This is a genomic window from Variovorax sp. RTB1 (assembly GCF_035018765.1).
Taxonomy (GTDB): Bacteria; Pseudomonadota; Gammaproteobacteria; order Burkholderiales; family Burkholderiaceae_C; genus Variovorax.
Genome location: NZ_JASJXG010000051.1, coordinates 1 through 20,053, shown reverse-complemented (window position 1 = coordinate 20,053; position 20,053 = coordinate 1). Strand labels below are relative to the sequence as shown.

19 protein-coding genes, 1 tRNA gene and 1 pseudogene are annotated in these 20,053 nt (G+C 63.7%); 14 read left to right on the top strand and 7 right to left on the bottom strand.

The window, feature by feature from the left end; translation table 11 throughout:
* Window positions 1-17 precede the first annotated feature (17 nt).
* From QN397_RS22590 to QN397_RS22580, 3 genes are read left to right on the top strand one after another with little or no spacing between them, the layout of a single operon-like run.
* Complete coding sequence (locus tag QN397_RS22590) at window positions 18-1,007, top strand: Bug family tripartite tricarboxylate transporter substrate binding protein (RefSeq protein ID WP_187051141.1); 990 nt, start codon at window positions 18-20, stop codon at window positions 1,005-1,007.
* Window positions 1,008-1,024: 17 nt separating this feature from the next.
* Window positions 1,025-1,936: a 5-dehydro-4-deoxyglucarate dehydratase gene (gene kdgD, locus QN397_RS22585; RefSeq protein ID WP_323498125.1), complete on the top strand. Its 912-nt coding sequence runs from the start codon at window positions 1,025-1,027 to the stop codon at window positions 1,934-1,936.
* A complete protein-coding gene (locus QN397_RS22580; protein ID WP_323498124.1) occupies window positions 1,933-2,310 on the top strand; it encodes a nuclear transport factor 2 family protein in 378 nt (125 codons plus the stop codon). Before kdgD ends, QN397_RS22580 begins: the two co-directional genes overlap by 4 nt.
* Before the next feature lie 21 nt (window positions 2,311-2,331).
* Here the strand turns inward: QN397_RS22580 and QN397_RS22575 are convergent, their stop codons facing one another.
* Window positions 2,332-3,810: a glycine betaine ABC transporter substrate-binding protein gene (locus QN397_RS22575; RefSeq protein ID WP_323498145.1), complete on the bottom strand. Its 1,479-nt coding sequence runs from the start codon at window positions 3,808-3,810 to the stop codon at window positions 2,332-2,334.
* 156 nt (window positions 3,811-3,966) lie between these two features.
* Between QN397_RS22575 and QN397_RS22570 the strand changes: the two genes are divergently transcribed.
* Window positions 3,967-5,112 (top strand): ROK family protein, encoded by a 1,146-nt coding sequence (locus QN397_RS22570; protein WP_323498123.1) that lies wholly within the window; start codon window positions 3,967-3,969, stop codon window positions 5,110-5,112.
* Between the two features lie 2 nt (window positions 5,113-5,114).
* Here the strand turns inward: QN397_RS22570 and QN397_RS22565 are convergent, their stop codons facing one another.
* Genes QN397_RS22565 through QN397_RS22550 form a run of 4 tightly spaced genes read right to left on the bottom strand, consistent with a single transcriptional unit; the run spans window position 5,115 to window position 10,462 of the window.
* Entirely contained in the window at window positions 5,115-7,193 is a 2,079-nt protein-coding gene (locus tag QN397_RS22565; protein ID WP_323498122.1) for an NAD(+) synthase, read from the bottom strand.
* 47 nt (window positions 7,194-7,240) lie between these two features.
* A complete protein-coding gene (locus QN397_RS22560) occupies window positions 7,241-8,617 on the bottom strand; it encodes a phospholipase D-like domain-containing protein (RefSeq protein ID WP_323498121.1) in 1,377 nt (458 codons plus the stop codon).
* A complete protein-coding gene (locus QN397_RS22555) occupies window positions 8,617-9,339 on the bottom strand; it encodes a glutathione S-transferase family protein (protein WP_323498144.1) in 723 nt (240 codons plus the stop codon). The genes QN397_RS22560 and QN397_RS22555 overlap by 1 nt, the downstream gene beginning before the upstream one ends.
* Window positions 9,340-9,343: 4 nt before the next feature.
* On the bottom strand, window positions 9,344-10,462 hold the full coding sequence (locus tag QN397_RS22550; protein ID WP_323498120.1) for a 5-methyltetrahydropteroyltriglutamate--homocysteine S-methyltransferase: 1,119 nt from the start codon (window positions 10,460-10,462) through the stop codon (window positions 9,344-9,346).
* 237 nt (window positions 10,463-10,699) lie between these two features.
* On the opposite strand from QN397_RS22550, the gene QN397_RS22545 reads away from it, so the two are divergent.
* The 5 genes from QN397_RS22545 to QN397_RS22525 are packed head-to-tail and all read left to right on the top strand — an operon-like array spanning window position 10,700 to window position 15,268.
* Window positions 10,700-11,878, top strand: a complete 1,179-nt coding sequence (locus QN397_RS22545; protein ID WP_323498119.1) for an ABC transporter substrate-binding protein — start codon at window positions 10,700-10,702, stop codon at window positions 11,876-11,878.
* A gap of 25 nt (window positions 11,879-11,903) precedes the next feature.
* A complete protein-coding gene (locus QN397_RS22540; RefSeq protein WP_323498118.1) occupies window positions 11,904-12,776 on the top strand; it encodes a branched-chain amino acid ABC transporter permease in 873 nt (290 codons plus the stop codon).
* On the top strand, window positions 12,776-13,741 hold the full coding sequence (locus tag QN397_RS22535; RefSeq protein ID WP_323498117.1) for a branched-chain amino acid ABC transporter permease: 966 nt from the start codon (window positions 12,776-12,778) through the stop codon (window positions 13,739-13,741). Before QN397_RS22540 ends, QN397_RS22535 begins: the two co-directional genes overlap by 1 nt.
* On the top strand, window positions 13,738-14,559 hold the full coding sequence (locus QN397_RS22530; RefSeq protein WP_323498116.1) for an ABC transporter ATP-binding protein: 822 nt from the start codon (window positions 13,738-13,740) through the stop codon (window positions 14,557-14,559). Before QN397_RS22535 ends, QN397_RS22530 begins: the two co-directional genes overlap by 4 nt.
* Entirely contained in the window at window positions 14,552-15,268 is a 717-nt protein-coding gene (locus QN397_RS22525; RefSeq protein ID WP_187051151.1) for an ABC transporter ATP-binding protein, read from the top strand. The genes QN397_RS22530 and QN397_RS22525 overlap by 8 nt, the downstream gene beginning before the upstream one ends.
* A 256-nt stretch (window positions 15,269-15,524) precedes the next feature.
* On the opposite strand, the gene QN397_RS22520 is transcribed toward QN397_RS22525, so the two are convergent.
* Complete coding sequence (locus QN397_RS22520) at window positions 15,525-16,214, bottom strand: H-NS family nucleoid-associated regulatory protein (protein WP_323498115.1); 690 nt, start codon at window positions 16,212-16,214, stop codon at window positions 15,525-15,527.
* Between the two features lie 359 nt (window positions 16,215-16,573).
* Window positions 16,574-16,649: transfer RNA gene (locus QN397_RS22515), tRNA-Lys, on the bottom strand.
* A 100-nt stretch (window positions 16,650-16,749) separates the two neighbouring features.
* Here QN397_RS22515 and QN397_RS22510 point away from each other — a divergent pair.
* From QN397_RS22510 to QN397_RS22490, 5 genes and pseudogenes are all read left to right on the top strand, one after another.
* Window positions 16,750-17,457, top strand: coding sequence for an SDR family NAD(P)-dependent oxidoreductase (locus QN397_RS22510; protein WP_323498114.1), 708 nt, complete (start codon window positions 16,750-16,752; stop codon window positions 17,455-17,457).
* A 294-nt stretch (window positions 17,458-17,751) separates the two neighbouring features.
* Window positions 17,752-18,024, top strand: a pseudogene (locus QN397_RS22505) (type VI secretion system ATPase TssH); the annotation flags it as partial.
* Window positions 17,948-18,433 (top strand): DUF2345 domain-containing protein, encoded by a 486-nt coding sequence (locus QN397_RS22500; RefSeq protein WP_416352210.1) that lies wholly within the window; start codon window positions 17,948-17,950, stop codon window positions 18,431-18,433. The pseudogene QN397_RS22505 and the gene QN397_RS22500, both read left to right, overlap by 77 nt.
* Window positions 18,433-19,362, top strand: coding sequence for a hypothetical protein (locus tag QN397_RS22495; protein WP_323498113.1), 930 nt, complete (start codon window positions 18,433-18,435; stop codon window positions 19,360-19,362). Before QN397_RS22500 ends, QN397_RS22495 begins: the two co-directional genes overlap by 1 nt.
* Window positions 19,355-19,891, top strand: coding sequence for a DUF3304 domain-containing protein (locus QN397_RS22490; RefSeq protein WP_323498112.1), 537 nt, complete (start codon window positions 19,355-19,357; stop codon window positions 19,889-19,891). The genes QN397_RS22495 and QN397_RS22490 overlap by 8 nt, the downstream gene beginning before the upstream one ends.
* The last annotated feature ends 162 nt before the right edge of the window (window positions 19,892-20,053 follow it).

Genomic DNA, 20,053 nt, shown 5'->3' with positions numbered 1-20,053 from the left:
ATCGACTGGAGATGGACATGGCAATCAAGCGGCGTGAATGGATGCTCGGCACCCTCGGCGGGGTCATTGGCGGTGGACTTCTGTCTGCGAGCGGTGCATCCGCAGCCGACGCCGCATGGCCTTCCAAACCTATCAAGATCATCGTGCCGTACCCGCCTGGCGGCTCATCGGACATCATCGCGCGCTCCATCACCCAGCCGTTGTCGGAAGCGTTGAAGCAAACGGTGCTGGTCGAGAACAGGTCTGGCGCCAACGGCAATCTCGGCGCCGATTTCGTTGCCAAGTCGGCACCCGACGGCTACACCTTGCTGCTATGCGATGTCGGCGCGCTGGCGATCAGCCCGTCTGTCTATGCCAAGCTGGCCTTCGATCCGTCGAAAGACCTGAGCGGCGTCACGATGCTGGCGTATTCGCCGCACTTGCTGGTCGTGCATCCGTCGGTGCCGGCCAACAACCTGAAAGAACTCGTCGCGCTTTCGAAAAAGTCCGATCTCAACTTCGCGGTCACCGCCACGGGCAGCGCGCCGCATCTGGCGGGCGTCGCGCTGGAGCGCGCCGTCGGCGCCCGCTGGCAATACGTACCTTACAAGGGCGGCGTGCAGGCGATTCAAGACACCGTCGGCGGCCAGACTCAGATTCTCATGAACGGCATGCTCGCCACGCTGCCGCAGGTGCAGTCGGGAAAGCTCAAGATCCTCGGCGTGTCGAAGGCCACGCGCATGCCGTTGATCGGCGATGTGCCGACCATCGCCGAGCAGGGCGTTCCCGGCTATGAATCCGGCACCTGGCAAGGCGTGCTGGTGTCGCGCGGCACACCCGACGCGATCGTGCAGCGGCTCAACAAGGAACTGGTTTCCATCATTCGCTCGGCCGACATCCGCTCGCGCCTCGCTGGTCAGGGCGCCGAAGTCGTGACGATGACTTCGGTCGACCAGGACAAGTTCTTCAACAAGGAACGCGCGCGCTGGGCCAAGGTCGTCACCGACGCCAATATCAAGATCGATTGATCCATCCACCTGTCTCAATGAACCCGCAAGAACTCAAAACCATCATGGGCTCCGGCCTGCTGTCGTTCCCGCTGACCGACTTCGACAGCCACGGCGACTTCCACAAGACGGGCTACCAGAAGCGCCTCGAATGGCTGGCGCCGTATGGCGCGACCGCTTTGTTCGCGGCAGGCGGCACAGGCGAGTTCTTCTCTCTTACTGGCGACGAGTACCCCGGCATCGTCCAGACCGCAGTCGACACCTGCCGCGGTGTGGTGCCGATCATCGCGGGCGCCGGTGGTCCGACGCGCTTCGCGATCCAGTGCGCACAAGCCGCTGAAAAGGCCGGCGCGCACGGCATCCTGCTGCTGCCGCACTACCTGACCGAAGCAGGACAAGAGGGTCTGGCCGCTCACGTCGAAGCGGTCTGCAAGAGCGTGAAGTTCGGCGTCATCGTCTACAACCGCGCGTCCAGCCGGCTGAAGCCCGAGACGCTCGCAGGCCTGGCCGAGCGCAACCCGAACCTCGTCGGCTTCAAGGACGGCGTCGGCGACATCGAAGCCATGGTTGCGATCTACCAGCGCATGGGTGATCGCTTCGCCTACCTTGGCGGCTTGCCCACGGCGGAGGTCTATGCCGCGGCCTACAAGGCGATGGGCACGCCCGTCTATTCGTCGGCAGTCTTCAACTTCATCCCGAAGACGGCCGTGCAGTTCTACGCAGCCGTGCGCGACGACGACATGGCGACGCAGCATCGATTGCTCAAAGACTTCTTCATGCCGTACCTGGAGATCCGCAACCGCATGCAGGGTTATGCCGTGAGCATCGTCAAGGCGGGCGCGACCATCGTCGGCCACAGCGCCGGCCCGGTTCGCCCCCCACTCACCGACCTCAAGCCCGAAGAGATGGAAATGCTGAAGGCGTTGATCGACAAGTTGGGCCCGCAATGAATACCGATGCAACAGCGGCAGTCACCGCACTCGTCGAGCGCCTCCGGCTCGCGATGATTTCGCCGAGCGCTGCCGCACTGGCCGGCTTGTTCGCCGACGATTTGAGCTACGGCCACTCCGACGGCAAGCTCGACACCAAGGCGAGCATCTCCGGCAGCCTGCTCGACGGCAGCTCCGATTTCACGACCATCGATATTTCGGAGCAAACGGTGAGCGTGAACGGCGATGTCGCCATCGTGCGTCACCGCCTTGTCGCCGACACCAACGACTCGGGTCGACCCGGCCACGTCAAGCTCAAGATCCTTCTGGTGTGGCAGCGGCAAGACGGCGAGTGGCACTTGCTGGCGCGACAGGCGGTGCGCGTCGCAGCATGAACCTGCCGCGGAAAGAAAACGTTAGCGACGCCCCCGCCGCAGTAGCCATTCGATTGTTTCGAAGATCGCCTCACTGACCAGCGCGAGCGCCGCGGCGGGCAACGCGCCGGCCACGAGCAAGGCCCGATCGTTGAGCGCCAGCCCGGTCACGATGCGCTCCCCGTAACCCCCCGCGCCGATAAATGCAGCGATCGTTGCCGTGCCGATCGCAATCGTGGTCGCGGTGCGCACGCCGGCTATCAGCGTCGGCAATGCCAGTGGCAGCAAGACGAGCCGCATGCTTTGCGCATGCGTCATGCCCAGGGCGGTGCCGGCCTGGCGCACGCCTTCGGGCACTTCGGTCAAACCCGTCACCGTGTTGCGCATGATCGGCAACAACGAGTAAAGCGTGAGCGCGATCAGCGCCGGCAACGTGCCGATCGAACCGATGAGCGAGATCAGCACCGCCAGCAATGCGAGCGACGGCACGGTCTGCAGCAAGCCCGAGAGGCCGAGCACCACGGCGCGCAGTCGGACGAAGGGAAACACGACGACGGCCAGCGGCACCGCGATCAACAACGCCAGCCCGACCGAGACACCGACCAGCAGCAGGTGCTGGCGCGTGAGCCGCCACAGGTCGGGTCCGAACAGCTTGGCCATGAAGCCACGCTCGGCCGTATCGCCCTTGCTGCCCGAGAGAAAGTCGCGCGCGATCACGTCGAAGCCGGCGCCTTGCAACTCGGCGCGCGCGTTCATCGCGATCATGGCGCGCTCGTCGATGCGGCCCTGCAGCTTTTCGATCGCGGCCCAGGCCTTGGCAGAGCGCGTGGGCACGTCGAGCCGGTACAGCACCACGGCGTCGTAGCGCGGGAAGTAGTTGCGGTCGTCCTGCAGCACGCGCAGGCCGAGGCTGTCGATCTTGGCGTCGGTGGTGTAGATGTCGATGACGTCGACCTGCTGTGCCTTGATCGCGTCGTAGGCAAGACCATGGTCGAGTCCGGTTGGCAACTGCGACAGGCCGTAGGCCGTCGTCAAGCCTTTCCAGCCGTCCGCACGACCGATGAACTCGTTGGAGAGGCCGAGCCGGAGTTCGGCGTGCTTGGCAAGGTCGCTCAGGTTGCGAATACCGAGCCGATCGGCGTCGGCCGCGCGCATTGCCAGCGCGTAGCCGTCGTTGAAGCCGAACGGCGCGCCGACGCCGAGACCCAGCGGCGCCAGCGCGGCGCTCATCGCTTCACGCGACATCGGCTTGTCGCTCTTCAGGATTTCGAGCGCGATGGTGCCGGTGTATTCGGCATACATGTCGATGCCGCCGGAGCGCAATGCTTCGTACACGATCGCGGTATTGCCCAGGCCCTGGCGAATGACCGGTGGCGTGCCGGTGAAGGGAGCGGCAGTCTGCGCCACCACCTCGGCCAGGATGTACGACTCGGTGAAGCGCTTGGAGCCGATGCGCAGCGTCTCGTTGACTTGGGCGAATGCGGTCGAGGCGAGCAGGAAGAGCGCCACTGCGGTAGCCATTGCGAGCCGAAGGTGGCGGAGGGGTTGCATCGGCGCAGTGTATCGGCGCCAAAGCGAACGCCGTGCGTCCCCGCGCACGTCACGCCCGATTCCTACAGTCGTTCGTGGGCGTGGCCGATGACGGCGAGCCTGCAATTGCGCAGAGTCCGGACACGCATGAACAAAGCCAAAACGCCTTCTCCCGCCAAGCCGTTGAAAGAAGCCCCAGAGGCCATGACCGAGCCGGTCCCTGCAACTGCCGGCCTGCACGGCACGCGCAACATGCCGTCGGTCATCATCGAAAGCTACAACCTCGAAGTGCGCGACGACGATGGTTTCATCGGTGATCGCGCCAGCCAGACGGCATTTCGGAAGCTGCTCGATGTCTGGCGCAAGCGTAAGCGCCGGAACGGTGTCGACCCGATGGGCAATGCGCGATCGGCCGATCTCAGCAAGAGCGAGATCGACCAGATGCTGCAGATGAAAGACGCGACCGAGGCCACCGATGCGGTGGAAGGCGCCATTGAAGAATTTGCCGGAGAGCTGGCGGGTGTGATCAAGCGGTACATGCGACAAAAGGCGTGGCAAGGCGTAGAGCGCATCGTCATCGGCGGCGGCTTTCCGGAGAGCGACGTGGGCGAGCGCGCCATCCTGCAAGCTGCGGTGATGCTCGATGCCGACAACGTGCAGGTCGGCCTCGCGCGGCTGCGGCACGAGGTCGACGACGGCGGTTTGTTGGGCTGGGTGCATTTGGCGCCGCCGCGCATGGTGACCGACTACGACGCCATTCTCGCGCTCGATATCGGCGGTACCAACGTGCGTTGCGGCATCGTCGAGCCGCGCTGGAAAAAGGCCAGTGACCTGTCGAAGGCTCGCGTCGTCAAGCGCCAGAAGTGGCGCCATGCCGACGACAACCCGAAGCAGGCCGAACTGGTCGACGGGCTGGTCGCAATGCTCGAAGAAATGATTGCCTACAGCCACAAGAAGGACATCCGGTTGGCGCCTTTCGTCGGCATTGCCTGCCCCGGGATCATCCGGCGGGACGGCTCGATCGCGCGCGGTGCGCAGAACCTGCCGGGCAACTGGGAGCGCGATGACTTCCATCTGCCGACCGCCTTGTGCGAGAAGATTCCGCTGATCGGCGACGAGCCTACCGAGGCGTTGATGCACAACGACGCGGTGGTGCAGGGACTGAGCGAGTTGCCCTTCATGCAGGATGTGAAGCGCTGGGCCGTGTTGACCATTGGCACCGGGCTCGGCAATGCGAGCTATCGCAACAAGCGCAAGAGCGGGCGCTCGCCCCGGCACCGCGCCGGGTCCTGAACTCACCGCTCTGGCACGCGCGCCAGGTCGGCCATCCACACTTCGGCTTCGGAATCACTCGGCGCGCGCCAGTCTCCCCGCGGTGACAACGAGCCGCCCGAGCCGACCTTGGGTCCGTTGGGCACGCACGAGCGCTTGAACTGGCTGGTCTTGAAGAAGCGGTACAGGAAGGTGCCTAGGTGCTTGCGGATATCGCCGATGGCGTACTCGTTGCGCTCTCCCTGCAGCGCATCGGGCCACAGGCCCAGCCTGCGGTCGTGCCACGCGGTGTACGCGAGAAAGGCTACCTTGGTCGGCCTGAATCCGTAGCGCAGCACATAGTAGAGGTGGAAATCCTGCAGCTCGTACGGGCCGATCGTGTCTTCGGTCTTCTGGCCGGGTTGCGTGCCGGCGGCGCTCGCGGCATCGGTCGGGATCAGCTCCGGGCTCACCTCGGTGTCGAGGATCGCGAGCAGCGTCGCACTGCCTTCGCGCGACAGAAATTCTTGATGCGCGACCCAGTGCACCAGGTGCTTGATGAGTGTCTTCGGCACGCTCGCATTCACGTTGTAGTGCGACATGTGGTCGCCCACGCCATAGGTGCACCAGCCCAGCGCGAGCTCGCTCAAATCGCCGGTGCCGACGACGATGCCGCCGTTGAAATTGGCCAGCCTGAACAGGTGGCTGGTGCGCTCGCCAGCCTGCACGTTCTCGAAGGTGATGTCGTACACCGGCTCGCCCCTGCCGTACGGATGGCCCAGGTCGGACAGCATCTGCGTGCAGCTCGGACGGATGTCGATCTCGCGCGCAGTGCAACCGATGGCCGTCATCAACTGGTGCGCCTGCGCCAGCGTGCGGTCGCTGGTCGCGAAGCCGGGCATGGTGAAGCCGAGGATGTTGGCGCGCGGCAGCTTCAGCCGGTCCATCGCCTGCGCGCAGACGAGCAGCGCGTGGGTCGAGTCGAGCCCCCCCGACACGCCGATGACGACCTTGTCGATGTGGCTCGCCTCCAGCCGCTGCACCAGCGACTGCACCTGGATGTTGAAAACCTCGCGGCAACGTTCGTCGAGCGTCGCGGCGTTGGCCGGTACATAGGGGAACCGTTCGACGCTGCGGCGCAGGCCGCCCGGCACGCTGGTGGGCGCCTTCAAGTCGAACTCGATGGTGCGCCAGTCGGCCAGCGCCGCCTTGTGCTTTTGCACCGACACGCCGAAGGTGTTTTGCCGCATGCGTTCGCGCGACAGGCGCTCCAGGTCGACGTCGGCGCTGATGACGTGCGACCGGTTGCTGAAGCGCTCGCTCTCGGCGAGCATCTCGCCGCTTTCGTAGATGAGCGCCTGGCCGTCCCAGGCCAGGTCGGTGGTCGATTCGCCGATGCCGGCGGACGAATACAAATACGCCGACAGGCAACGCGCCGATTGCGAGCTGACCAGCTGGTGCCGATAGCTCGACTTGCCGATCGTGATGTTCGATGCCGACAGGTTGACCAGCACCGTGGCGCCCGCGAGCGCCGCGAAGCTCGATGGCGGCAGCGGCACCCACACGTCTTCGCAGATCTCGACATGGATCTTGAGCAGCGGCAGATCGCGCGCATGGAATATCAGCTCCGAACCGAACGGGACCCGCTCGCCGCACAGGTCGATATCGGTCGCGAGCGCACTGTCGGCACCGTTGAACTGCCGCCCCTCGTAGAACTCGCTGTAGTTGGGCAGATAGGTTTTGGGCACGACGCCGAGCAACCGCCCCCCGGCCACGAGCGCCGCGCAGTTGAACAGGCGATGGTCGACGCGCAGCGGCAGTCCGACGATGGCCACCGCGCCGATGTCGCGCGATGCATCGACCACCGCTTGCAACGCGACCTCGCAGGCTTCGAGCAGGGCGGCCTGATGAAAGAGGTCGTCGCAGGTGTAAGCCGACAGCCCCAGCTCCGGGAACGCGACCAGCGCGGCACCGTCGGCTGCGGCCTGGCGATACATTGCGATGGTCTCGGCGGCGTTGAAAACCGGGTCGGCGATGCGATTGCGCGGCACTGCGACGGCGACCCTCGCGAATCCGTGGGTGTAGGGGTTCAGAAAGGTTTCGAGCGATGCGGTTTCAGCCATGAAGCGCATTGTCTCTTCGAACGGTTCCAGGCGTTCGGCGAGTCCCGCTAGAGCTGGAACGCAATGGTCAGCAGCAAGCCTTCGGCTATGTCGCGCACGATGCCCGGCGAGCGCGCCCGATAGCGCTCGCCGGCCGACGCGGTGGTTTCGATCCACTCGGCCAGCCATTCGATTTCGGGCTCGCCGTAGAACACCACGGCGGCCTCGTGGTTGAGCAGCAGGCTGCGCAGGTCGAGGTTGATGGAACCGCACATCGCCAGCGTGTCGTCGACCACCACGGCTTTGGCGTGCGCCATGAAGGGGAGCATCCGGAAGGTGACGCCGGCACGGGCAAGGTCGCGCATGGCGCGGGTGCGGACGAAATCGGCCAGCCGGTGATTCGAATGCTGGGGTATCGCGAGCGTCACTTGCACGCCGCGGCGCGCCGCCAGCCGCAAGGCGTCGCGCAGACCGTCGCCGGGCACGAAGTACGGCGTGATCGCGAGGATGCGGTGCTCGGCGCGAAAGCAGGCGTCGAGCAGCAGCGACTGCGCCGTGTCTTCGGTCTGGTCCGGGCCGCTGGGGAGAAACTGGGCCAGCGTGCCACCCTGGGGCAGCGCGGCGTCGGGACCGATGGAACGGGGCTTGCGGCCGCGCACCGAGGCCCAGTCGTGATCGAACTGGCGTGCTGCCGCAGCGGCCACTTCACCGCGCAAATCGAACGAGAGATCGCGCCACGCGACCGGGTGTGCCTCGTTGCCGTTGAAGTATTCGCCGGCCAGGTTGCGGCCGCCCGACCAGAGCCAACTGTCGTCGGCTATCGTGAGCTTGCGGTGGTTGCGCAGGTTGCGCGGCCCGTCGCGGCGCAGGCTGAAGATCGGCCGGAACACCGCCACTTCGCCGCCGGCCTCGCGCAACGTGTCGAAGTAGCGGCGCGGCAAGCTCAGCGCGCCGAAGCCGTCGAGCAACACGCGCACTTTCAGGCCCTGTCGCGAGCGGCGCGCGAGCCGCTCGATCACGTCGCGGCCGAATGCGTCATCGCCGATGATGAATGTGCAGATGTCGAGGCGTTCGCGTGCGCCTTCGATCACCTCGAACAGCGCGTCGCGAGCGTGCTGTCCATCGGCGTGCATGCGGATTTCGCAGCGGCTCGGCGCGGCGAGGCCGAAGCTTTCGATAAGTTCGGCCGCCCAGTGGCCCGGTGGTGCTATGCGGGGCGGTCGTGGCGAGCCGCCCGGTCGCAGCTTGCGGCGGCCGAACATCAGGTACATCGGTAGCACCAGGTACGGCACCAGCGCGAGCCCCATGACCCAGGCGATGGCCGTGGACGGTGCGCGCTGCTCGCGCCGCAGCCGCGTGGTGAGCACGTAGGCCAGTACGGCCAGCGCACCGAACAAAAAATGCTGGGCGGGCGACGGCAGCCAGGCGACCAGCGCGTGCAGCATCAGGCGTCGCTGCGAGGCTGTTGCGGACGGTGCGGCACCGTTTCGTGCAGGAGGTGTTGCAAATGCAGCGGGACGCCGCGGTTTTGCGACGCCAGGAATTGCATCATCGGCGCGATGACCTCCACAACCGCAGGGCGCCGCCCAACGCGTTCACGCCACGCTATGAGGCGTGGCGCCTCCGTGGTCATCAATGCACCCTTGCGCTCCGCATAGGTCTGCGCGACGTAGAAAGCGATGTCGGCATACGAGTAGCCGCCCGCGAGATAGTCCTTCCCGGCGAGCAGCGCTTCGAGGTACTCGTAGAACGCAGCGCAACCCGCACAAGCGGCCTGTGCCGCGGCGCTCTGCATGTCGTCCTGCAAGCCGAAGAGCTTGATGACATGCGGGAAGAACACCTCGTCGGACTTCAGTTCGAGCTGGCGCGTGTGGGCACGCGCCGCGATGCCCGACTGCCACAGCGCGGGCTCCGGCTTCAGGTCTTCGAGGTATTCGAACAACTGGGTCGAGTCGAACAGTTCGAGCGGGCCATCGCTGACCGACGTGTCGATCAGCACCGGCACCTGATTCTTCGGATTGATGCGCGCGACCTCAGGATGCAGAGGCAGGTAGCGGTCGTCACGATCGAACGGGACCATGACCAGTTCGAACGCGATGCCCTTCTCGAGCGCCGCGATCTGCACCTTGGCGCCGAACATGCTGAGCGGACCCGAGAAGAGCGTCAGCACGTCAGCTTCCCCAGACTTCCTGCGCTGTTTCAATCACCAGGCGCAGCTTGGCGCGCTGCGCTTCGACCGCAATGTTGTTGCCGTGCACGGTGCTCGAAAAACCGCATTGCGGCGACAGTGCGAGTTGCTCCATCGGCGCGTACTTGGCGGCTTCGTCGATCCGGCGCTTGAGTTCGTCCTTGTCTTCCATCTGGCCGAACTTGGTGGTCACCAGCCCGAGCACCACGGTCTTGCCCTTGGGCAGGTAGCGCAGGGGCTTGAAGTCGCCGGAGCGCGCGTCGTCGTACTCCATGAAGTAGGCGTCGAGGTCCATCTCTTTGAGGAGTGCCTCGGCTACCGGCTCGTAGTTGCCGGCGGCCGCGTGGGTGCTCTTGAAGTTGCCGCGGCACAGGTGCATGGCGAGCAGCATGCCGGGCGGCTTCTGTGCGACCACCTTGTTGATGAAGGTAGCGTAGCGATGCGGCAGTTCATTGGGATCGTCGCCGCGGCGGCGGGCGGCTTCGCGCATGTGCTCGTCGCACAGGTAGGCGAGGTTGGTGTCGTCCATCTGCACGTAGTTGCAGCCGGCAGCGGACAGGGAGCGCAGCTCGTCGCCGTAGGCCTTGGCCACGTCGTCGTAGAACGCGGGGTCGAGTTCCGGATACGCCTCTTTGCTGATGCCGGCGCGGCCACCGCGAAAGTGCAGCATGGTGGGCGAGGGGATGGTGACCTTGGGAGTGCGGCCGGCCGCGACCTGCGACTTCAGGTACTCGAAGTCGGCGAGCTGGATGTTCTGCTTGTGGGTGACTTTGTCGATCACGCGCATCACAGGCGGCGCGAGCTCTTCGGTGCCGTCGGGCCGGCGAATGGTCACCGGAATATCGGTCTTGACGCCGCCGAGTTGCTCCAGAAAATCGATGTGGAAGTACGTGCGGCGGAACTCGCCGTCGGTGATGCTCTTCAGGCCGACGTCTTCCTGGAACTTGACGATCTCGGTGATCGCCTTGTCTTCGACTTCGCGCAGTTGCTGCGGCGTGATGGTGCCTTTGGCTTTTTGCTCGCGTGCATCGAGCAGGTACTTGGGGCGAAGAAAGCTGCCGACGTGGTCGTAGTGGGCGGGCAAATGGGCGTGTTCGGTCATGGTGTCTCCATCGAATCTGCGAGAAGGATCTACAAAGGAAGGAAGGATCGTATCGGAGCCCGTATCGAATGGCGCAGGCAAGGCTGCCGGGAATGCTAGATTCCGGCGTCGCGGTGAATTTAATCGAACATTTGTTCGCACAACGAACACTGCAGTATTTACCATGAGGGTCTGCGCCCGTCGAGTGCCGACAATCAGAGGTTCACGTTTTTGTTATCCCCGTCCGAGGACACACTCATGCATCGTCGCTTCTTTGCCAAGACCGCCGGCCTGACCGCGCTGGCCCTGGCCCTTCCGCTGGCCGCTCATGCGCAGGACAACAAGTTCAAGATCGGCCTGATCCTGCCGATGACGGGCCAGTCGGCCTCGACCGGCCGCCAGATCGAAGCGGCCGCCAAGCTCTACATGGCGCAGAACGGCGACACCGTCGCCGGCAAGAAGATCGAACTGATCGTCAAGGACGACACCGGCCTGCCCGATGTGACCAAGCGCCTCGCGCAGGAGCTGGTCGTCAACGACAAGGTCAACGTGCTCGCAGGCTTCGGCCTGACACCGCTGGCGCTGGCCGTCGCGCCGATCTCCACGCAGTCCAAGACGCCGCAGGTGGTCATGGCGGCGGCTACGTCGAGCATCACCGAGGCGTCGCCGTACATCGTGCGCACCAGTTTCACGTTGCCACAGGTGTCGTTGCCGATGGGTGACTGGGCCCCCAAGAATGGCATCAAGTCCGTTGTCACGCTGGTGGCCGACTATGGCCCGGGCAACGACGCAGAAAAGTATTTCACCGAGCGCTTCCAGCTGAACGGCGGCAAGGTCATCGAGAAGCTGCGCGTGCCGCTGCGCAACCCCGACTTCGCGCCATTCCTGCAGAAGGTGCGCGACGACAAGCCCGATGCGCTGTTCGTCTTCGTGCCGTCGGGCGCCGGCGCTGCGGTCATGAAACAGTTCCTTGAACGCGGCATGGACAAGGCCGGCATCCGCCTGATCGCGACCGGCGACGTGACCGACGACGACCAGCTGAACGACATGGGCGATGGCGCACTCGGCGTGGTCACCTCGCACCACTACTCGGCGGCGCACCCGTCGGCCGCCAACAAGAAGTTCGTCGAGGCTTTCAAGAAGGCCAACCCGAGCATGCGGCCCAACTTCATGGCGGTCGGTGGTTACGACGGCATGCGCGTGATTTACGAGGCGCTCAAGACCACCAAGGGCCAGGGCGGCAGCGATGCCTTGCTGGCGGCGATGAAGGGCCAGGTCTTCGAGAGCCCGCGCGGCGAAGTGCTGATCGACGCGCAAACGCGCGACATCGTGCAGGACGTGTATTTGCGCAAGGTCGAGAAGAAGGACGGGCAGCTTTACAACGTCGAGTTCGATGTGATCAAGGCTGTGAAAGACCCGGGCAAAGCCAAAAAGTGATGTCCAGCGGGCCGGGGGGCGAGCTTTGCTGACTATTCTTTTTGACGGCGTCGCCTACGGCATGCTGCTGTTCGTGCTCGCTGTCGGGCTCGCCGTCACGCTGGGGTTGATGAACTTCATCAACCTGGCGCACGGCGCTTTCGCGATGGCGGGCGGCTACCTCACCGTGTTCGCGATGCAGAAGCTCGGCATTCCGTTCTTGTGGTGCCTGCCGCTGGCCTTCGTCGTCGTCGGTGCCGCGGGTGCGTTGCTGGAACGCACCCTGTACCGGCCGATGTACGGCAAGTCGCATCTGGACCAGGTGCTGTTTTCGATCGGCCTGGCTTTCATGGCGGTAGCGGCGGTCGACTACTTCGTCGGATCGTCCCAGCAAAACATCCAGTTGCCCGAGTGGCTGCGCGGTCGCACCGAGATCGGCGATGGCGCACTGATGCTCGGCATGGGCCACTACCGACTCTTCATCATCAGCGTGTGCGCAGTACTGACGGTCGTGCTGCAGCTCATCCTTTCGAAGACGCGCTTCGGCAGTCGGTTGCGTGCCGCGGTGGACGATCCGCGCGTGGCGGCGGGGCTCGGCATCAACGTCAACATCGTCTTCCTGCTGACCTTCGCGGTCGGCTCGGGGCTGGCCGGCCTGGGCGGTGCTCTGGGTGCGGAAATCCTTGGGCTCGATCCGACGTTTCCGCTCAAGTACATGATCTACTTTTTGATCGTGGTGTCGGTCGGTGGCACGTCTTCGATCACCGGGCCGCTTGCTGCTGCACTGCTGCTTGGCATTGCCGATGTGGCCGGCAAATACTTCATTCCCAAGATGGGCGCCTTTACCGTCTACCTGCTGATGATTTTGATCTTGATGTGGCGGCCGCAGGGCCTCTTCACGCGCAAGGGAGGCCGTTGATGAACGGCGATGTCGCGCGCCTCGCTCTGCTGAATAAGGCACGTTGGCGGCCATGGGAATTCGTGGTGTGGATCGTCGCGTTCGCGCTGCCGTGGCTGGTGCCGTCGCATGCGCTGCTGGTCAACGAGATCGCCATCGTGGCGCTGTTCGCGATGTCGCTCGACCTGATCCTCGGCTATGCCGGCATCGTGTCGCTGGGTCATGCGGCGTTCTTCGGTTTCGGTGCCTATGCGGCGGCGTTGTTCGCCAAGCTCGTGATGCCGGACCCGACCGTCGGTCTGTTCGTCGCGATCGTGCTGTCGGCGGCGCTGGGCACGATCGCCAGCGTCACCATCCTGCGTGGCAGCGACCTCACGCGGCTGATGGTCACGCTCGGCACTGCATTGCTTTTGCTGGAGCTGGCCAACAAGCTCGATTGGCTGACCGGCGGCGCCGATGGCTTGCAAGGCGTGGTGATGGCGCCGGTGCTCGGGTTTTTCGAGTTCGACCTCTTCGGTCGCACCGCGGCCACCTATTCGCTCGTCGTGATGCTGGTGCTTTTTCTGCTGATGCGCCGGCTCGTGCACTCGCCCTTCGGCGCGACGCTGAAGGCGATTCGTGACAACCGGCTGCGTGCCATGGCCATCGGTATTCCGGTGGCGGCGCGGCTGGTCACGATCTACACGGTCGCCGCAGGCGTGGCGGGCGCGGCGGGCGCGCTGCTCGCGCAAACCACCGGCTTCGCCTCGCTCGACGTGCTGGCCTTCGACCGCTCGGCCGACGTGCTTCTGATGCTGGTGATCGGCGGCGTGGGCTGGCTTTACGGCGGCGTGGCTGGCGCCATCGTTTTCAAGCTGTTGCAGAACTGGCTGTCTGCGGTGACGCCGCAGTACTGGATGTTCTGGATCGGCTTGATCCTGGTCATCTTGGTGCTGGTCGGGCGCGAGCGCTTGTTCAAGCCATCGACCTTGTTCAAACGCGCATGAATGCCGAAGTGACCGACACCGCTGTCACCGAAACCGTTCTCGCCGCCACCGGCCTGGTGATGCGTTTCGGCGGCATCACCGCGACCAACAATGTCTCGCTCACGCTCAAGCGCGGTGCGCGTCACGCGCTCATCGGCCCCAACGGCGCAGGCAAGACGACGCTCATCAACATCCTGACCGGCGTGCTGACGCCGACCGAAGGGCGCATCGAATTGCTGGGCCAGGACATCACCCGACTGCCGCCGCATCTGCGCGTCGCACGCGGCATGGTGCGCACGTTTCAGATCAACCAACTCTTCGATTCGATGACGCCGCTGGAAACGCTGGCGCTGGTCGTGTCGCAGCAGCAAGGCGGTGCGGCGCAGTGGTGGAAACCGCTGGGCGCATCGAAGGCGGTGGTCGAACGTGCTGCGCAATTGCTCGACCAATTTCGTCTTGCAGAAGTTGCGTCGCAACAAGTGAAGCACCTGGCGTATGGCAAGCGACGTCTCCTCGAAATCGCCATTGCGCTGGCGTGCGAGCCGCGCGTGCTGTTGCTCGACGAGCCGGTGGCCGGCGTGCCGGCGGGGGAGCGTGAGGAGTTGCTGCAGACTGTCGCCGCCTTGCCGGCCGATGTGTCGGTGCTGCTGATCGAGCACGACATGGACCTAGTCTTCAGCTTCGCCGATCGCATGACGGTGCTGGTCAACGGCACGCTGTTGACCGAGGGCGACCCCGACACCATCGCCAACGATCCGAAGGTCAAAGAGGTGTACCTCGGCCATGGAGCTGTTGGGACGGGCGGCTCCGACAACTTGGCAGGAGCGGCGCATGTCTGAGTTGCTCCGCATCGAGAACCTGAGCGCTGGTTACGGCGAGGCCGTGGTGCTTACCGGTATTTCGCTGACCCTCGGCGAAGGGCAGACGCTGGCACTGCTGGGCCGCAACGGCACGGGAAAGACCACGCTGATCAACACGCTGGCCGGCGCGACGCGGCAGCATGGCGGAAGCATCACGCTGGGCGCCGGCGCGTCTGCGGTTGCGCTGCACAAGCTCGCGCCGCACCAGCGCGCTGCTGCGGGCATAGGCTGGGTGCCGCAGGAGCGCAACATCTTCAAGTCGCTCACGGTGCATGAGAACCTCACAGCCGTGGAGCGCACCGGCAAGTGGAACGCGCAGCGTGTCTACGAGATGTTCCCGCGGCTGGCAGAGCGCAAGGGCAACCTGGGCACGCAGTTGTCGGGCGGCGAGCAGCAGATGCTGGCGGTCGGCCGTGCGCTGGTGGTCAACCCCAAGCTGCTGCTGCTCGACGAGCCGTTGGAAGGGTTGGCGCCGATCATCGTGGAAGAGTTGCTGCGCGCCATCCGCCGCATTACGCAAGACGAGGGGCTGTCGGCGATCATCGTCGAGCAGCATCCGCAGGCGATCCTCGCGATCTCCGACGAAGCCGTGGTGCTCGACCAAGGGACCGTGGTGCATGCCGACACTGCAGCAGCCTTGCGGGTGCAGCCCGAGGTGCTGGAGCGGTTGCTCGGCGTCGCGCGTTGAACCTCGCATAGACCCTCGCATACAACAGCGCGCTGCGCAGGTATTCCAGCAACGCGTTTAAGGGTGTCGGCGTCTTAGGGCCGAACTGGTCCGGCCGGCCGAAGCCCTGCTTGACGACCAGCCCTAACGTTTGCCCAACGCCTGCACGCAAGCAAAAACCATGACCCGCTCGCAAATCGATTGTTCAATCGGCTTGCGCGCATCACGAGGGGTTCGCATAGCCTGCCGGTTCGGTCAGCAATCCGTCAGAGACTGTTCAGCTGGAAAGTTGTTCCAGAGTCTTTCCGGACTCGATGGCTTCTTTCAGCCACTTGGGACGCGGGCCCATGCCACTCCACTCCCGTCCTGCGTCGTCTTTGTAGCGCGGCCTGGACGTCGATTTCGCCTTCGCCGCTGCGTTTTTCCGCTTGGTTTGCTTTGCTTTCTTTATTGTCTTTGGAAGCAGGGCGTTTGCGGCCGTCGTTGTCGCCGTTCCGGCGAAGTCTTCGAGTGCTTTTCCAGCCGTCAGTGCTTCGCGAAGCCAACGCGGACGCGGTCCGCGACCACTCCAGACGTTGCCATTGCCATCGGCGAACTTGGGAGATTGCGATGCCGAAGACTTGGCCTTGGAAGCCACCGTCACGCTCGGCGCAGTGCTGGATTCGAAGCCAAGTTGCGCAGCCGTGATTCCATAGTGCGCTATCGCTTCCTTGATGCGCTCGATGACTCCAATAGCCTCGCGTTGGAGTAGTTTCTGTGCTCGCTGCTGCAACAACTCGATCTGCTTTTGCACTTGCTCGTATGTCTGCGCCATAAGTAATTCCAGGGACTGTGAAGGACTCGACTTTACTCCTCGCGAGTGTGCGGTCGAAATGAAGGACTCTGTGCCGATACCCAATCGGCATTCCAGCCGCATGCAAAGTGGCAGTGATCCGATCTTCAAACGCAGCAAAAGCCGCGTTGTCATGGGATCGCAGTGCTTCAGCGACTGCAGGCGGTTGGCATATATGAGTGTCTCGTGGCGCTCGATTAACTATGCGCACCGATTGGGTTCAATCCCACATAGCCGCTGTCCAATCCTTTCATGCCGCTTGTCGGTACAGTGGATGACTCGACGGACACGCCGGGGCGAACACTGCCATCGCGGCTGAAAACTGACGGATGCGCCGCGACATGTTTCTGGTGAAGCGTGACGGCCGCTGGCTCATCGCAGGCGCGCAGAACACGTCGGTCGACGAAGTGGCGGGGAAGTTCGATCCGATCGCGAAATGAAAAAAGCCTGCTATTGATTAAATAGCAGGCTTTTCAATACCACGGGATGTTTGGTGGTGGGCCCTGAGTGACTCGAACACTCGACCTACGGATTAAGAGTCCGCTGCTCTACCAACTGAGCTAAGAGCCCCTGAATCGACATCGCTGTCATCAGGCAATCCTTCGATTATAGCCCAGCAAAAACAGGCCGCGCTAGGATGCGTTTTTGTCGCCGGCTTGAGGGAAACACCATGATCGAAGCAAACACGCCACAAAACGTCGTATTGACCGGCGCCGCGGGTGCCTTGGGCGGCACGGTCGCGCAGTACTTTCTGGATGCGGGCGCGCGTGTCGCGCTGCTGGACCATAGCGCCGAACACCTGAGCAGCACGTATCCTGGCCTGGACAACTCGCGGCATCTGCTGATCGCGGCAGACGTTACGTCGGCGTCTGCAGTCGCCGGCGCGGCGAAGCAAGTGCTGGCGGCGTTCACGCACGTCGACACCGTCGTGCACATCGCAGGCGGCTTCGCGATGGGCGAAGAGACACATGCACTGACGCGTGCGGCGTGGGATCGCATGATGGATCTCAACGCGTGGTCGTTCGTCGCGGTGGCCCAGGCTTTCGTCCCTTCGATGATCGAGCGCAAAGCGGGCAGCGTGATCGCAGTGACGGCGAAGACAGCCGGGCGCGGCCTCGCGGGAATGTCGGCATACATCGCCTCCAAAAGCGCGCTGCAGCGGTTGGTCGAGTCGATGGCTGCCGAGCTCTCGTTGCACGGCATTAATGTGAATAGCGTGGCACCCAGCGTGCTCGACACACCGGCCAACCGGCAGGCGATGCCGGATGCAAATCCCGATAAATGGGTGTCGACTGCGGTCGCGGCAAAGACAATTGGCTTTCTTGCTTCGTCCGCTGCCGCTGCTATTCATGGGCAGCATTTGACGTTGGATGCATAGAGCGAAACATCACTCACCGTCGCAGGATCTCGCGGAGTAATGCTTTCGGATGACTGGTTCAAAACAGGGTCCGGCACAAGTTCACGTACGGCTTGGGTTTGTGATCCAGTTAACCTTTGACGATCATTGAGTTTCTCGGCGCGGTGCGCCACGCACCAGAATCCCGATCTACAAAAAGACGCAGGGATGCAGGTCATGTTCGAAATTGTTTTCTTGAGGGAGCGGGGCGAGCGCAGGGTGTGCTGCCGCGCGCTGCGGCGCACCCGCAGTGCGTGCCTTGGCGGGAGCTTCTGAATGGCGATCTCTCGACGAGCGCTTTTCGGCAAACTCGACATCACACTGTTTCGGGCCATTGAGTCGGCCACTGCATTCGCCAAGCTGCGCGGCAATCCTTATGTCGAGCTGACGCACTGGCTGCACCAGCTTTGGCAGTTGAACGACAGCGACTTGCATCGCATCTGCCGCCACTATCAGGTCGACTCGCAGGCCATTGAAAAAGACCTTGCGTCGGCCCTTGCCGCTTTGCCTGCCGGGGCGACGTCTCTCAGCGACTTCTCCAACCATATCCACGGCAGGCAGCCTTCTGGCCAGCGCCAAGGAAGCGATCCGGCTATTTGCGTACAACGCCGGCATGCGATTGGTCGCGGCAAATGCCGACATCGATATTCGTGCTCTGAAGAACAGCATCAATCTTCTGGCCAAGCTCGACATTACCCACACCGCTAACAAGATCACGATTACAGCCAAGCAAGAGGTGGAGATCAACGGGGGCACAAGTTACAGCCGGTGGAACAGCACGGGCATCGTGCACGGGACCAAAGGCGCCTGGATCGAGCATGCCAGCCTGCACAGCATGATCGGTCCCGACAGTCTTCCAGTGCCGGACATCAAATTCCCCGAGCCTAAATACACGTCCGTCTGCAAAGAGTGTCTGCTCAAAGCGTTGGCCGCAGGTGCGCCATTCGGGGTACGTTGATGCAACGACGATACCTTCAAGACCCGCTGCTGGGTGAAACATTGCAACAAGTCAAGGTTTGGCACGGGCAACTCGGACAACGGTTTCGCGGCGATGACAGCGTATGGACGATCGTCGACGGCGCTCTTTTGGGCTTGGAGGGCGCGCGACTACTGCAGGACGCGTACGGCACCCCGCTGCGCGCTTTCGACGACACAGCGCTTAGTGCATACGAAGAGTTTGGCCTTTTGATCTGGCCCTGGGTTGCTATGGACGCCCACGATGGGCTGGAATCGATGCGCACCGTCATGGCCGACCGACCGGGAGTGAGCTTTGTACGTATCGCGGCCGGACGCACCGGTGCGTTGGGTGGCGTCTTGGCCTGGCTGGCCGGCGCCACCACCGCTGACGATTTGCCGCTTTATATGCGAGTCGGAGACACCCGCGTGCTCAGCAGCTTTTTGCGCCACATGCACTGGGCCCAGCGGGCGCAACTGCAAGCCACCGTGCGCGAATGGGTCTGGCCTGACCGCGAAGGACGCGCGCAGAGCATGGTGATCGAGTCAGAGTCATCGCTTTCAGGGCCGGAGTCGGATCTTGTACTCGACGACGCGCAGTACGCGGCCATGCTCGACGACGCGGCGGCTGACATCTTGCACGCTGCCCTGCGTCCCATTGAATCTTTCTGGAGTGACAGCCGCACCGGCGCACAACTGCACGTGTGGCTGCAGCGCGTGTTGCAACGGACGGCGGCGCTCGGCATCACGCGACAACAAGACCAGTTGGCCTTCACGTCGCTAGCGCTGCGCGTGGCTGGGGAGTTTGAAGCGACACCTGAGTTGGGTGAAACCTGGTTGCGGGTGCGCAGTGGCGCTGCGCGTTTGCCCGACGAGGTTGAGCAATGGAGTGCCTCCCAATGGGCCGCAGTTGAGCGTTTCTGGCATGCATGAAGTCCCATCCAATTTAGTCCGCTGGCTGGCGCTGGCCTGTGCCTTGTTCATGGGCCTGGCGCTGACGGGCTGCAACCCGCCCGCACCACGCGTGGCGCCGGCCATGGCCGTGGGCATCACGGGCTACAACTTCACCAACGAGGGGGTGCAGGAGTTTTACGTGAACGGCAATTACGCCTCCAATCTCCCCCCGTACGGCGGTGGTGGCGGAGTTTCATGCTGCGTCTCGCTGCCCGGGCAGTGGACACCGGGGCTGACTGTGAAGGTGGACTGGACGATGGGCCACTGGACCACGCTTTATGAAACTCGCAAGCATTTGACGATCGCAGAGCAAATCAAATGTTGTTCCATCGAGCGCACCCTGAGCAAAACCGTCCCCGTCGAGCGCTACGGCGAAGAGAGCGGAAACGTGCAGGTGTTCTTCCTGCCCAACGACGAAATCAAGGTGTGGGTATACGACGCAGGGCCACAGAACCCGAACCATCCGTCGCATATGGGCTACCCAAAGAATCCCGCCAAGGCCGAGTAGCCGCCTCTGCGAACCCACCCGATCCACCGACCACACACAAACAAAGACATCCCCCATGGCCGTCGAACCCCTTCCCGCCGCGCAGAGCGCAGACCGCGCATTCAGTTGCCTGGACCAGATGAAGCGCATCAAGGCTGCGCCGCATACCGACGACTACAAGGG

What these genes read in the sequence shown, in the direction of transcription:
- QN397_RS22590 (WP_187051141.1), top strand. Translation starts at nt 18, where the DNA reads ATGGCAATCAAGCGGCGTGAATGGATGCTCGGCACCCTCGGCGGGGTC.
- kdgD (WP_323498125.1), top strand. Translation starts at nt 1,025, where the DNA reads ATGAACCCGCAAGAACTCAAAACCATCATGGGCTCCGGCCTGCTGTCG.
- QN397_RS22580 (WP_323498124.1), top strand. Translation starts at nt 1,933, where the DNA reads ATGAATACCGATGCAACAGCGGCAGTCACCGCACTCGTCGAGCGCCTC.
- QN397_RS22575 (WP_323498145.1), bottom strand. Translation starts at nt 3,810, where the DNA reads ATGGCTACCGCAGTGGCGCTCTTCCTGCTCGCCTCGACCGCATTCGCC.
- QN397_RS22570 (WP_323498123.1), top strand. Translation starts at nt 3,967, where the DNA reads ATGAACAAAGCCAAAACGCCTTCTCCCGCCAAGCCGTTGAAAGAAGCC.
- QN397_RS22565 (WP_323498122.1), bottom strand. Translation starts at nt 7,193, where the DNA reads ATGGCTGAAACCGCATCGCTCGAAACCTTTCTGAACCCCTACACCCAC.
- QN397_RS22560 (WP_323498121.1), bottom strand. Translation starts at nt 8,617, where the DNA reads ATGCTGCACGCGCTGGTCGCCTGGCTGCCGTCGCCCGCCCAGCATTTT.
- QN397_RS22550 (WP_323498120.1), bottom strand. Translation starts at nt 10,462, where the DNA reads ATGACCGAACACGCCCATTTGCCCGCCCACTACGACCACGTCGGCAGC.
- QN397_RS22545 (WP_323498119.1), top strand. Translation starts at nt 10,700, where the DNA reads ATGCATCGTCGCTTCTTTGCCAAGACCGCCGGCCTGACCGCGCTGGCC.
- QN397_RS22535 (WP_323498117.1), top strand. Translation starts at nt 12,776, where the DNA reads ATGAACGGCGATGTCGCGCGCCTCGCTCTGCTGAATAAGGCACGTTGG.
- QN397_RS22530 (WP_323498116.1), top strand. Translation starts at nt 13,738, where the DNA reads ATGAATGCCGAAGTGACCGACACCGCTGTCACCGAAACCGTTCTCGCC.
- QN397_RS22525 (WP_187051151.1), top strand. Translation starts at nt 14,552, where the DNA reads ATGTCTGAGTTGCTCCGCATCGAGAACCTGAGCGCTGGTTACGGCGAG.
- QN397_RS22520 (WP_323498115.1), bottom strand. Translation starts at nt 16,214, where the DNA reads ATGACAACGCGGCTTTTGCTGCGTTTGAAGATCGGATCACTGCCACTT.
- QN397_RS22510 (WP_323498114.1), top strand. Translation starts at nt 16,750, where the DNA reads ATGATCGAAGCAAACACGCCACAAAACGTCGTATTGACCGGCGCCGCG.
- QN397_RS22495 (WP_323498113.1), top strand. Translation starts at nt 18,433, where the DNA reads ATGCAACGACGATACCTTCAAGACCCGCTGCTGGGTGAAACATTGCAA.
- QN397_RS22490 (WP_323498112.1), top strand. Translation starts at nt 19,355, where the DNA reads ATGCATGAAGTCCCATCCAATTTAGTCCGCTGGCTGGCGCTGGCCTGT.